Here is a 13516-nt window from a genome sequence, read left to right on the forward strand (position 1 = left end):
CGATCACCACTGCAGGCCGGCGCCGACCGAGAAACCCCAGTCGCGCGTGGTGTTGCCGGTGGCCTGTGCCTTGTAGACCCAGCGACCGTTGTCGGTGATCGTCGACAGGCCGAACGCCATGCCGTATTCGCCCTGGTAACCACCGAACGCGACCGACAGCATGCTCTTGCCGGGCAGGTAGGCCTGCGGCAGGCCGGCCATCGCCATCGCCGATGCGGTGCCGCCGCGATAGCCGCGTTCGAGGTTCCACATGTCGCCGTCGAACCGGGTGAAGCGGTCGTCCGTGTAGGCGTTGGCCTGGTTGATCGCGTAGTCCACGCCGGCATCGAGCTGGTTGACGTTCACCGCATCGGTGCCGGCGATGCCGGGCGCCACGCCGCTGATCGTGCGGCCGCCGAGGTTCACCTCGCCGGTGGACGTGCTGGTGCCCACGTAGGCGGCGTTGTAGCCGCGCTGTGCGCCCACCGTGGTGGCCGAGCCGCGGCCGAGCGCGACGCTGTTGTCGTGGCTGGCGACGGCGCCCTGCCCGATCGCCGTGCTGTTGTCGCCGCTGGCCACCGACTGGTTGCCGACCGCCGTGCTGTTGTCGCCGCTGGCCACCGCGCCATTGCCGCCCGCGCTGGCGTTCGCACCGGTCGGCGCGGGCGCCACGTAGGTTTCTCCCTGCGTGATCCGGAATGGACCGCTGCCGCCGCGTTCGAGGTTCGTCACCCGGTTGTCGAACTGGTTCACCGTGGTGGTGAGATTGGCCACGCTGCCCTCGACATCGCCCACGCGCGTGTCCAGGTTGGTGATGTCGCCCTCGATGCGCACGATGTCGCCCTGGATGTCCGTGATGTCGCCGCGGATGTCGACCAGGTCGCCTTCGATGGTGGCGATGCGGGCATCGGTGTAGGCATTCGCCTCGTTGATCGCATGGGTGACGCCGCCCTGCAGCTGGCTGACGTTCACTGCGTCGGTCGCGGCGGAACCCGCAGCGACCCCGGTGAGCTGGCGCCCGCCGATGTTCATCTCGCCGCTGGAGCTGCTGCTGCCGACATAGGCACCCTGGTAGTCGGCGCGCGCACCGACCGTGGTCGCCGACCCGGCGCCCAGCGCGATGCTGTTCTCGTGCGAGGCCACTGCGCCCGCGCCGAGGGCGAGCGCATTCAGCGAGAGGGCCTGGGAGCCGGCACCGAGCGCCATGCTGTCGTCCTCGGTCGCGCGTGCGCCACGGCCCATCGCGACCGCGTCCTGGCCGTCGGAGGTGGCATCCTTGCCCAGCGCCATCGCGTCTTCGCCGGTGGCGCCCTCGCCCAGCTGGTTGCCGCCGCCCAGCGAATTGACGCCGTAGTAGCGCGTCGGTGGCGTGAACCCGCTGGTGATCTCGTTGCGCACCTGGCGCAACTGTTCTTCCGTTGCGGCACGCCCCGCCGTGGCGAAGGTCGGATCGAACAGCGTCCTGTTCGACAGCCCGGCCAGGGTGTTGCTGGTACCGCTCAACACCACGTTGCCGCTGGTCAACCCGCTGCCGGACACCACGGTGGTCGTGGTACCGCCGATGACGGTCAGGCCACCACTGCCCAGGGCCACGTTGGTGCCCACGGTGACGCCCGCACTGTTCAGCACCGTCTGGCCGGTGGTGACGCTGCCGCTGGCGCTCAGGTCCAGCGTGTCGCTCAGGGTGACGTCCACCACGCCGTCGTCGTCCACGCCGGTCTGCGACACCGCGATGTTCGCGTTGCCGCTTTCGAAACGAACCCGTCCGTCCGGACCGATGTTGGCGGTGTTGCCGGCAGCGTCGGTCGCGTTCCAGCCGGCGTTGGCTACCGTTTCCACCGCCGTCAGCTGGCTGACATTGACCGCGTCGGTCGCCGCCACGCCGGCCGCCACGTTGGTGATGACCGTGCCGCCCGCATCGATGCCGGCGGTGGTCACGCTGGGTCCACCCGTGATGGTCAGGCCACTGTCGTCGACCACGGTGTTGCCGGCCGTCACGCTGTCCACGTCGAGGTCGCGGTTGAGCGCGATCTCGACGACACCGTCATCGTCGGCGCCGGTCTGGGACACGGCGAGGTTGGCGTCGCCCTGGAACCGCACCGTGCCGCCGGGGCCGATGTTGGCCGTGTTGCCGGCAGCGTCGGTCGCGTTCCAGCCGGCGTTGGCCACCTGGTCAACCCGTTGCAGCTGCTCTTCCGTCGCTGCGCGTCCCTCGGTGGCGAAGGTCGGGTCGGTCAGCGTGGTGTTCGACAGGCCGGTGACGTCATTGCTTACGCCGCTCACGACGACCGAGCCACTGGTGAGTCCATCGCCATTGACCACGGTCGTTGTCGTGCCGCCGATCACGCTGAGGCCGGCGTTGCCCAGGGTCACGGTCGTACCCACCGCCACGCCCGCACCGTTCATCGCGGTGTCGCCGATGGTCACGCTGCCCGCCGCGGTCAGGTCCAGGGTATTGCTCAGCGTGATATCCACCACGCCGTCGTCGTCCACGCCCGTCTGCGACACCACGATGTTCGCGTCGCCGCTTTCGAACGTGACCGTCCCGTTCGGGCCGATGTTGGCCGTGTTGCCAGCAGCGTCGGTCGCGTTCCAGCCGGCGTTGGCGGCGCTGCCTACCAGGGCAAGCTGGTCTTCGGTCGCCGCCTGGCCGCTGGTGAAGTTGTCCGGATCCCACGTCGTGTTGGTCAGGCCGCCGATGGTGCCGGTGTCGCCGCTGATCACGATCGGGTTCGCGCCGCCCACCGAGATCGCATTGCCGCCGATGGCCGTCGTGCCGTTCGCATCGGTCACGCCGATCGTGCCCGCGCCCACCGTGCTTACGTTGCCCGCGCCGTCATCGACGGTCAGGCCATCGGTATCGAGCGTGCTGTCGCCGGCGGTCACGCTGTCCACGTCGAGGTCGCGGTTGAGTGCGATCTCGACCACGCCGTCATCGTCCGCGCCGGTCTGCGTCACCGCCAGGTTGGCATCGCCCTGGAACGTCACCGTTCCGTTCGGGCCGATGTTGGCCGCGTTGCCGTCGGCATCGGTCACGTTCCAGCCGGCGTTGGCGGCCGTGGAAACGGCGCGCAATTGCGCCACGTTCACCGCATCGGCATCCTCCGAGCCCGCCGCCACACCGGTGATCTGCCGGGTGACGCCGGCCGCGGCATTACCCACCGACACCGCCCCGCGTGAACTCGTCCAGACCGCATTCCCGCTCGTCGACGCCGCTCCCGTGGCCGGATCGTACCCGGCGACCCCGGCCTGACGATCCGCAACGGAAGCCGAGCCCAGCGCGACAGAGCGGTCGGCGGATGCCGTGCTTCCGCCACCCAAGGCGGTTGCATAAATGCCCGAAGCGTTCGCGCCGTAGCCCAGTGCCGTGGAGGCCTGTCCCGTCGCCTGGCTTTCATAGCCGGACGCGAACGCGTAGTACGAAGAGGCCATCGCATTCTCGCCGATGGCCATCGCCCAGAATGGCGCGGCATTGGCGTTGGTGCCGATGGCGACATTGCCATTGGAGCCTGCAAACGCCCCCATACCGATGGCCGTGCCGCCTTGGGTGGACGCACCATCGCCAATCGCGATGGCGCTTGCGCCGGGGCTTCCCATCAGGGTTTGTGCGTTGCGTCCGATCGCGACATCGCCGGCGCTTGATGCCCGGCTTTCGCCAATCGACACGCTGCCGATCCCGAGCGCCGTGCTGCCATAGCCCAGCGCAGTGGCCCCAACGCCGTTGGCGGAGGCAAACGCCCCTGCCGCCAGGGCATTCACTGCCGTCGCACCATCATTGGCATGGTTGCTGCCGGCACCCGTCGCGCTGGAGTTCACGCTGAAGTAATGCGTCTGCGTCGCCTGCAGCTGCGACACGTTCACCGCGTCGGTCGGTGCCGTGCCAGCGGCGACGTTGGTGATCGCCGTGCCGCCGGCATCGATGCCCGCCGTGGTCACGCTCGGGCCGCCGTCGATGACCAAGCCGGTGTTGCCCAGCACCACGTCCGTACCGATCGCCACCCCACTGGTGTCGAGGAAGGTGTCGCCGGCGGTCACGCTGTCCACGTCGAGGTCGCGGTTGAGTGCGATCTCCACCACGCCGTCGTCGTCCACGCCGGTCTGCGTCACCGCCAGGTTGGCATCGCCCTGGAACGTCACCGTTCCGTTCGGGCCGATGTTCGCCGTGTTGCCGTCGGCATCGGTCATGTTCCAGCCGGCGGTCGCCAACCCCTGCACCGCGGTCAACTGCGCCACGTTCACCGCATCGGTGGGCGCCGCGCCGGCGGCCACACCCGTGATCTGGCGCGTCGCGCTGGTGCCGTTGCCCACGCTGACCGCACCCAGCGTGCTCCGCCAGGTGGGCGTGGAGGCCGTGGAAGCGGCTCCGGTGGCGGGATCGTAACCGGCCACGCCGGCGGCGACGGTCGCCCTCGAACCATAGCCCAGGGCCACGCCGGTATTTGCAGTGACCACCGCGTTGCGTCCGAACGCAGCGCCGTCGATCACGCCTGCGCCCACGCTCGCCCCCCGTCCCAGCGCGATGGCATTCGCTTCGACGGCCGACGCATCGGTGCCGATGGCGATCGCATTGCCGCCCCCTGCCGCACCAGACCCTCCGGCAATGGCACCATCACCCAGCGCAATGCTCTGCACGCCCACAGCGCTGGATTCACGGCCCAGTGCGACCGCGCCTTCGCGCGTACTGCGGGCACTGGTGCCGATAGCAATCGCATCGCCGACACCCGAGGCCGTTGCCGAACTCAGTGCGCCATTGCCGAGGGCGACATTGCCCGATCCGTTGGTGGCCTGTGCGCCAGCCCCCATGGCCAGGCCGTTGGCGCTGGATGCCGCCGCGTTGACGCCTGCCGCCAGCGCGTTTGTGCCGGTGGCACCATCGTTGGCGTAGTTTCCACCGACCACGCCGTTGTCGTTGACGCTGTAGTAGTGCGCCTGCGCCGCCTGCAGCTGCGACACGTTGACCGCATCGGTGGCGTTCGCACCTGCCGCGACATTGGTGATCCGGCGTTCGCTGCCTGAAGACCCCACGGAGACTTCGCCGATCGGCGTCACGCCGGCAATGTCCGCCGCGTTGCCCGTGGGCGAGTAGGCCGCGTCGGCCAGCGTGCTGCCATCGGCCATACTGTTTGCGCCCAGTGCCACGCTGTCTTCGGCAGACACGATCGCCCCGGTGCCCATGGCGACACTGCGTCCTGCCAGGGCCTGCGCCTCCGCGCCCACCGCGACCGCGTCATCGGCGCCGACGACCGCCCAGTTGCCGATGGCCACGGTCTGGTTGCGCGCCACCGGCGATCCGGCAACAGGATTGCCATCGCGATCGACGATCTCGCCCGTATCAGGATCCATGAAGTAGCCGGTGCCCGCGGCACGACCAATGGCCACGTTGTCGTTGCCCGTGGTTCCCGCGCCCGCGGACGCGCCCGAGGCGACGTTGTAGTCACCCGTCGTGTAATAGCCTGCACCGCTGCCGGTGGCCACGTTCGCATTGCCCGTCGTCAAGAGCCCTGCAAGGTATCCGACCGCCACATTGGCATTGCCCTGGGTTGCCGAACCCGCACCAGCGCCCAGCGTGGCGTTGTTGTCGCCCCCTGCGAATGCACCCGCGCCAAACCCGACATAGGCGTTCTGGTTGCCCGTGGATTGCGCGCCGGCATCCTCGCCGAACAGCGCGTTGTGCGTTCCCGTCGAACCCCTGCCGGCCCCGTTGCCGATCGCGGCCGTCCCGACCCCCGTCGCCATGGCGTTGTAGCCGATCGCGACGCTGCGTGCGCCCGAGGCACTGGCGTCAACGCCTGCGGCCAGCGCATTGATGCCGGTCGCACCGTCGTTGTTGTAGTTGCCACCCACCACGCCGCCGTCGTTGACGCTGTAGTAGTGCGTCTGCGCCGCTTGCAACTGCGCCACGTTCACCGCATCGGTGTCGTCCATGCCCGCGGCGACGTTGGTGATCTGCCGCGTCTGGCCGGCGCCACCCACGCTGACCGCCGCCAGCGTGCTGGTCCAGGTGGCGGATGTGTCGTCCGAAGCCAGGCCGGTACGCGGATCGTAGCCCGCGGTGCCCGCCGCCGTAGTGGCCACGGAGCGGCTGCCCAATGCCACGCCGTCGTCGACGCTCGCGATGGCGCGATAGCCGATCGAAATGGCGCGGTCGCCACTCGCGCTCGCGCCATCACTCATGCTCGTGGTGGCGTAGTCGCCGCCGCCGATGGCGATGGATTGCTCGCCGATCGCGCGCGAACCCCCACCGATCGCCACCGCGCTTTCCTCCGCCGCGGTAGCCAGCACACCGACGGCGGTCGAGGCCGCGCCGGAGGCCAGCGCACTGCTGCCCACGGCCAGGCTGTCGGAGCCCGATGCCGTCGACAGGTCGCCGATGGCGATGGCCCAGTAGTTGGACGCGGTGGATCGCGTGCCGAGAGCGAGACTCAGGTACTGCGTGGCACGGGCGTTGTAGCCGATCGCCACTGCGCCTTCGATGGCGCCGGTCCCGGTTGCCGTGGCGCCCGTGCCGATCGCGATGGTGTTCTGCGTATTCGCGCTGCTGTCGCCCACCGAGATGCTGCCGGTTGCGGCCGCCGTGGCGCCCCAGCCCAGCGCGGTGGAGCGCGCACCTTGCGCGCGCGCCGCGTCGGCCGGTGCATCGGCGCCACTGATCGCGGTGGCGTCGGTGGCCGAAGCCGATGCGTTGCGGCCCACGGCGACGCTGTTGGCGGCACCGGCCGTGCTGTCGCCGACGGCGACGCTGTATGTCCCCGCCGCACTGCTGCCGAAGCCCAACGCCGTGCCGCCGAGACCGGCCGCCTGGCTGGAGGCGCCGACGGCCGTGCCCTGCTGCGAGGCGACGGTGCTGGCGCGGCCGATCGCCACCGCCTCGTCGGCCAGCGCTTGCGTATTGCTGCCGATGTTGACCGAATGGCTGTAGGACGACGCCGTCATCCCGACCGGATTGCCGTTGGCATCGAGCTGCGCCCGCGTTCCGGCATGGTCGCCGATGGCCACGTTGTGGCTGCCCGTCACGAGCGCGCCCGCGCCTGCGCCCTGGGCTACGTTGAAACTGCCGTTGGCCGCCGCAAAGGCGTAGTTGCCAGCGGCCACGTTGAAGCTGCCCTGGCTCGTCAGACCCGTGTTGTAGCCGGCATAGGCGTTGCGGGTGCCGTTGGTTTCGGCGCCGGCCTGGTAGCCGACATAGGTATTCTCCGCGCCAACGCTCGTTGCGCCCGCATTGGCACCGACGAAGGTGGAGCGTGCGACGTTGGTGGCATTCATGCCCGCTTGCGAGCCGATCGCGACCGATTCCACCGACCCGTTCGCGCTGCCGCTCGACGAGGACAGCGCACCTGCGCCAATGGCGACATCGCGCGCATTCGCGCGCGCCTCGTTGCCCATGGCGTAGGCCAGCTCGCCCAGGGCATCGGCGCCGGCGCCCAGCGCCACGCTGTAGCGGCCGGTCGCCACGGCCTGCAGGCCGATGGCGGTGGCGCTCAAACCGGTGGCCTGGGCGCGGTCGCCGATCGCCACGGACGATGAGGTGCCCGCGAGCACGTCGATGCCGATCGCGACCGCGCTCGTGCCCCCCGCCACCGCGCCCTGGCCACACGCGACCTGGTCGCCCGCCGCACTGGCATTGCCGACAGCGACACCGGTCGCCGGATCCCGGCACACGGCATCCAGCGCCAGCGCGCGGTCCGGACACGCGCCAAGCGCCAGCAGCACCGCGGCGGCGACGGCATTGACGTGCGTGCGGTCTCCCGCCAACGCCATGCGGACCGGCCCCACGCCTCCAGGCCGCTTGGCGAACTCGGATGCCACCACCCACCGGCCCAGCGTCGGACGCCAGACCTTGCGAAAGATCCTGTTCATGCATTCCCCCTTGCTTGTATCTCCGCGTCTTGCCGACACGCGAAAATTTGTGATGGATGTCTCGTAAAGCGCCCGTTTTTGATCGTATTCGTGACAAGCGCGGGGCACAGGACATCGGGGGCTGGGCAGGAGCCCCTCCCTCCGCTCAGGCCGGTGCAACGGGCACCCGACGCGAGGGCAGGGACCGGCCACTAGAATCCGCACATGTCGGAATTCCTCAACGCGCTGCGCGAGGCCTGGTCCTCGCTTCCCCACCTTGGCTGGTGGATCACCCTGGCCTGGCTGCTGTACCTGGTACCGCTGTGCGCCTGGATCGTCCTGCAGAAGCGCGAGCCGGTCGCCACGCTCAGCTGGTTGCTGTCGCTGGCACTGCTGCCCTATGTCGGCTACCTGATCTATTTCCTGCTCGGTCCGCAGCGCATCAAGCGGCACCAGTTGAGGCGCACGCGCTCACGCGAGGGCGTGGAGAGCTACGAGGTGTTCGCGCCGGCCGACGGCAACAGCGCCGAGTTGCCGATGCTGGCGCAGAAGACGACGGGACTGCCGCCTTCCTCGGCGACGTCCGTGCAGCAGCTGGTGGACGGCTGCGCCACGTACCAGGCCATCCTGGACGCCATCGCCGCCGCGGAAAACCACATCCACCTCGAGTACTACATCTTCAACGGCGACCGCACCGGCCAGCGCATTCTCGAAGCGCTCACACGGAAAGCGCGCGAGGGCGTCAAGGTCCGCCTGCTGCTGGATGCCGTCGGTTCGAACCGCCTGAAGAGCCGCGCGCTGCGCGCATTGATCGAGGCGGGTGGCGAGCACGCCTGGTTCCATCCGACGCGATTCCGGCCTTTCACCCGGCCATGGCTGAACCTGCGCACGCATCGCAAGATCGTCGTGGTCGACGGGTGCATCGCCTTCACCGGCGGCATCAATGTCACCGACGACGAGGACGAATCGCTGCGCGACGACGCGTTTCGCGACCTGCACCTGCGCCTGGAAGGCGAGATCGTGCGCAGCATCCAGCAGGTGTTCGTCGAGGACTGGGTCTACGCAACCGGGCAGCAGCGCAAGGATTTCCACGGCACGCGCCTGTGGAGTGCGAGCGATGCGAACGTGCGGGGCGGCATCGCCGTGCAGGCGCTGGTCTCGGGACCGGACTCCGCCTGGGAGCCGATCCATCGCGCGAAGGTCGCCGCGATCCACGAGGCGCGGCAACGCGTATGGCTGGTGACGCCGTACTTCGTGCCTGGCGAAGCGGCGCGGATGGCGTTGACGTCGGCGGCGCTCGGCGGGCTCGACGTGCGCCTGGTGGTGCCCAAGGTGAGCGACTCCCGCCTGGTCACGCTGGCGGCCCGCTCCTACTTCGAAGAGCTGCTGGCGGCAGGCGTGAAGGTGTACGAGTACGGGCCGCGGATGATGCACAGCAAGGCGCTGCTGTGCGACGACGCACTGGCCATCATCGGCAGCGCCAACTTCGACCACCGCAGCTTCCGGTTGAACTTCGAGATCTCCATGATGTTCCGCGATCGCGGTGTCGCCGGCGCGCTGGCGCAGTGGCTGGAGAGCGAGATCGCCGCCAGTGAACCCGTCCGGCTCCAGCGGCACCGCTCGCTCTGGCGCCACCGTCTGCCCGAAGCATTGGCGCGGCTGATGTCGCCCCTGCTGTGAAGCGCCGCCAGCGTGAGCCCGGACGGAAGCGGTAAGATGCGCCCACCAGGCCCGGAGGGTGGACGATGCACTGGCTTTTCCTGTTGATGGCGATCGGCTGCCTGTTCATGGCGCTGCGCACGACATCGATGCCGTTGATGGTCCTGCTGCTGCTGGCGTCGCTGGGCCTGTTCGTCGCCTGGATCATGGGGCGGCACGCGCGCCGCCTGGGCGAGACCAGCCGCGATCCCTCGATGATGATCGACCCCGCCGAACTCAGGCGCCTGCGCGAGCTGGCCGAAGCACGTCGCACCGCGACGCCACCACCGACGGAGCCGCCGGCTCCGTGACCCTGCTCAGCGTCAACGTCAACAAGATCGCGGTGCTGAGGAATTCCCGCGGCGGCACCGAGCCGGACGTGGTGCGCGCGGCACGCGCCTGCCTGTCCGCGGGTGCGCATGGCATCACGGTGCACCCGCGACCGGATCTCCGGCACATCAGGCCCGACGACGTCCGTGCGTTGTCCTCGCTGACGCGCGCCCAGGGCGCCGAACTCAATGTCGAAGGCAATCCTTTCGCGCCGGCGCGTGCGGGATATCCGGGCTTCCTGGCGCTCTGCGACGAGGTTCGCCCGGCACAGGCGACGCTGGTGCCCGATGGGGACGGCCAGATCACCTCCGACCACGGCTTCGATTTCTCCCGCGATACCGAACGCCTGCGGCCGCTGGTGGCGGGGCTCAAGGCGATGGGGTGCCGCGTCAGCCTGTTCGTCGATGCCGGATGCACGGGACTGGAGCAGGCCGCGCACATCGGTGCCGACCGTATCGAGATCTACACCGGCCCGTTCGCCGACGCCGCATTGGTCGGAGACGCGGGCGACGCGCTGGCGCTATGCCGCCGGACTGCGCGCGAAGCCCAGGCGCTTGGCCTCGGGGTGAACGCCGGCCACGATCTCAGCCAGGACAACCTGGCGGAGTTCCTCGCCAACGTGCCCGACGTGCTGGAAGTTTCGATCGGCCATGCACTCATCGGCGAAGCCCTGTACGCCGGACTGGACACCACCGTCCGCCGGTACCTCGGCATCTTGGACGGCCGGCCCGCCTCCGGGCGCCGGGACTGACCTGACCGGTCGTCCCGGGCCCGCGAAAACGCCTCAGTTCCTCATCACGATGTTGCTGACGCCACTGGCCTCCGCCTGGGCCAGCGCGCTCACGACCTGCTGGTAGTCGGTGCCATCCGACGCTTCGACGTGCAGGACGGTGCGCGGATCCGTGATGTGGGCATCTTCCAGCCGCGTGCGCAGCTCGGCCAGCGTGACCGGACGATCGTCCAGGGTGTAGGTGCCCGACAGGTCGACCCGGAGCACCAGGTCGTTGGGGGGCTCGACAGGCTTCACCGGCGGCACGGCTTGCGGGAGCATCGTTTCGATGGGGCGGGACAGCACGGGCGCGGTGACCATGAAGATCACCAGCAGGACCAGCATCACGTCAACCAGCGGCGTGATGTTGATCTCGGCCAGTTCGGAACGGCTTGCAGGAGCGGAGAACACCATGGCACACCTCCTTCTGTCGGGACCGTAAGCCGGACGCTACGCCCGTGCCGGGTGTGCCGCAAGAGGGAGAGGGTCGGCCCGCAAACAAAAACGCCGCCCCGGAGGGCGGCGTTCGAAGGCGTGTTGCGCGTCAGGATTACTGCACGAAACCGATCTTCAACATCTGCGCGTTCTTGGCGGCGGCCAGTACCTTGGCCATCACTTCGTAATGCGCTTCCGAGTTCGCCTCGATGCGCAATTCCGGCTGGTTGGTCGGATCGCGCTGCACTTCGTTCTGCATCCGCTCCTGCAGATCGGCCACGTTCACCGGACTGCTGTTCCAGTAGACCGTGCCATCGGCGTTGATCTTGAGTTCGATCGGCGGAGGCGGTTCCTTGACCTGCGGCGGTGGGTTGATCACGCGCTGCGGCAGGGCCACTTCGATCGGGTACGTCATGATCGGGGCGGTCACGATGAAGATGATCAGGAGCACCAGCATCACGTCCACGAGGGGCGTGACGTTGATGTCGGCCATGGGGCCCTTGCTACCACCACTGCTGAATGCCATGGCTTACTGCCCCTTCTCTTTCGTGGCCACGTAGCCGATGTCCAGCATGCCCTGGCCCTGCGCGATCTTGGTGACCTCGGCGATGACGCCCATCTTGGTCGTCTTGTCGCCACGCAGGTTGAGCTTCGGCTGCGGCTGCAGCTGGGCTGCACTGGACAGGCGCGACTCGAGGATTTCCTTGCTGACCGGCTCGTCGCCCCAGTACAGGTCACCATTCTCCTTGACGGAGATGGTGATCGGCGGGGTCTTGGGACCATCCGGATCTTCTTTCGCGATCTGGGGGGTTTCGGGCAGATCGATCTTCACCTTGTGCGACATCAGCGGCGCCGTGATGATGAAGATGATCAGCAGCACCAACATCACGTCCACGAGGGGCGTGACGTTGATCTCGGCCATCGGGCCACCGCTATTACCACTACTGAAAGCCATGACGGGCTCCGTCTAGTACGTTGCGTTGACTGCTTGTACCGCCGGCTCAGCGAACGCGCGAGCCGGTGGCGAAGAAGTCGTGCAGGTCGTGCGCGAACGTGTCGAACTTGGCGATGACGGCCGCGTTCGTCTTGCTGAAGAAGTTGTAGGCGAACACCGCCGGGATGGCGACGAACAGACCGATGGCGGTCATGATCAGCGCCTCACCCACCGGGCCGGCGACGGCGTCGATCGAGGCCTGGCCGGTCGCACCGATGCGGATCAGGGCGCCGTAGATGCCCCACACCGTACCCAGCAGACCCACGAACGGCGCGGTCGCACCGACGGTGGCGAGCAGCGTCATGCCGCCCTGCAGGTTGGTGCTCTCGCGGGTCACGGCCTGGCGCAGGGCGCGGTCCACGAACTCCGAGCGGCTCAGGGTCTCACCCGAACCTTCCGAACGCTGATGGTGGGCTGCGGCCTGGGCGGCGTCGAGGGCGATCTTCGAGAACGGCTCGTTCTTCGGCTGCTCTTCCATCAGGCGGATGGCGTCCTGCGCGTTCGGGGTTTCCCAGAAAGCGCTGGTAACGCGGTCGGCCTGGCCCTTCAGGCGGGTGCTGCGCAGCACATTGATGACGGTCCAGTACCAGGACATCGCCGACATGATGACCAGGGTGAGCAGCACGACCCAGGAGACGATGAACTCGCCGGGCTTGCTGACCATCTCGGAGATCATGTGCTCGAAGCCCATCTGCGACAGGGCATTCGCGGCGTTGGTGCCCCCGGCGGCGGCGGCGAAAAGGGTTTCCTGCAGCATGACGCTTACCTTTATATAAGTGTTGATTGAGGGTGTTGCGGGTTACGTTGGAATCTGTCGATGCCGGATGGCATCAGCCGCCCATGTTGAAGTCGACCGGCACGCGGACGCGGCCTGCCGCCTTCTGACCATTGACGACGGAAGCGTTGAAGCGCCACTTGCGCGCGGCGTCCATGGCGGCGCGATCGAGATCGCGGTTGCGGCTGGACTTCTCGACGGACACGTTGGTGACGTTTCCGTTGGCATCGACGTCGATGATCAGGATGACCGTGCCCTCGATGCCGGCACGCGCAGCGGCGGGCGGGTAGCGCGGGGGGTTCATGTTCTTCGACGAGATGTCCACGCTGGCGCCGATGTCCGGCGTCGGAGCCGGCGGTGCCGGAGGCGACGGCGGGGTCACGATGTCGGTCGGTCGCGGCTCGGCGACATCGACCGGCGGCGCTTCAGGCGGCGGCGGCAGCGGCGTGGTCTTGGGCGGCGCCAGATTCTTGACCGGCGGCGGCGGCGTGTCCTGCGGCGGCGGCGGCGGCGGCGGGGGCGGCGGCGGAGGCGGTGGGTCAACGATGGAGACCGACGTCCGGCGGTCCTTTTCCTTTTCCGCAGGCGGGGCGACCCCAGGGATCAGCAGCGCATGCAGCGCTTGCGCGCGGCGCGCGATCACGAAGGCAAAACCCAGACACCGGGGCCAGTTGAGTATGGCGTCCTCTTCACTGTTCGG

Annotated in this window: 9 protein-coding genes; 3 read left to right on the top strand and 6 right to left on the bottom strand. The window is 68.6% G+C overall.

What is annotated here, in order from left to right:
• Positions 1–3: 3 nt before the first annotated feature.
• Positions 4–7836 carry a YadA-like family protein gene (locus CSC78_RS01720; protein ID WP_162336173.1) on the bottom strand — a complete coding sequence of 2611 codons (7833 nt, stop codon included), beginning with the start codon at positions 7834–7836 and terminating at the stop codon, positions 4–6.
• Positions 7837–8040: 204 nt separating this feature from the next.
• Here CSC78_RS01720 and cls point away from each other — a divergent pair, with 204 nt between their 5' ends.
• From cls to CSC78_RS01735, 3 genes are all read left to right on the top strand, one after another.
• A complete protein-coding gene (cls, locus tag CSC78_RS01725; protein ID WP_162336174.1) occupies positions 8041–9495 on the top strand; it encodes a cardiolipin synthase in 1455 nt (484 codons plus the stop codon).
• Between the two features lie 65 nt (positions 9496–9560).
• The gene (locus tag CSC78_RS01730) at positions 9561–9824 is read left to right on the top strand and encodes a hypothetical protein (protein ID WP_162336175.1); all 264 of its coding nucleotides are present in this window, start codon (positions 9561–9563) and stop codon (positions 9822–9824) included.
• Positions 9821–10594, top strand: coding sequence for a pyridoxine 5'-phosphate synthase (locus CSC78_RS01735; RefSeq protein WP_162336176.1), 774 nt, complete (start codon positions 9821–9823; stop codon positions 10592–10594). Before CSC78_RS01730 ends, CSC78_RS01735 begins: the two co-directional genes overlap by 4 nt.
• 33 nt (positions 10595–10627) lie before the next feature.
• Here the strand turns inward: CSC78_RS01735 and CSC78_RS01740 are convergent, their stop codons facing one another.
• From CSC78_RS01740 to CSC78_RS01760, 5 genes are all read right to left on the bottom strand, one after another.
• On the bottom strand, positions 10628–11026 hold the full coding sequence (locus CSC78_RS01740; protein ID WP_162336177.1) for an ExbD/TolR family protein: 399 nt from the start codon (positions 11024–11026) through the stop codon (positions 10628–10630).
• Between the two features lie 136 nt (positions 11027–11162).
• The gene (locus CSC78_RS01745) at positions 11163–11573 is read right to left on the bottom strand and encodes an ExbD/TolR family protein (RefSeq protein ID WP_162336178.1); all 411 of its coding nucleotides are present in this window, start codon (positions 11571–11573) and stop codon (positions 11163–11165) included.
• 3 nt (positions 11574–11576) lie between these two features.
• Positions 11577–12002 carry an ExbD/TolR family protein gene (locus tag CSC78_RS01750; protein ID WP_162336179.1) on the bottom strand — a complete coding sequence of 142 codons (426 nt, stop codon included), beginning with the start codon at positions 12000–12002 and terminating at the stop codon, positions 11577–11579.
• Between the two features lie 46 nt (positions 12003–12048).
• Positions 12049–12798: a TonB-system energizer ExbB gene (gene exbB / locus CSC78_RS01755; RefSeq protein WP_162336180.1), complete on the bottom strand. Its 750-nt coding sequence runs from the start codon at positions 12796–12798 to the stop codon at positions 12049–12051.
• Between the two features lie 73 nt (positions 12799–12871).
• Positions 12872–13495: an energy transducer TonB gene (locus CSC78_RS01760; RefSeq protein ID WP_162336201.1), complete on the bottom strand. Its 624-nt coding sequence runs from the start codon at positions 13493–13495 to the stop codon at positions 12872–12874.
• Positions 13496–13516: the final 21 nt, after the last annotated feature.

Source organism: Pseudoxanthomonas japonensis (assembly GCF_010093445.1).
In the GTDB taxonomy this organism is placed as follows: domain Bacteria; phylum Pseudomonadota; class Gammaproteobacteria; order Xanthomonadales; family Xanthomonadaceae; genus Pseudoxanthomonas_A; species Pseudoxanthomonas_A japonensis.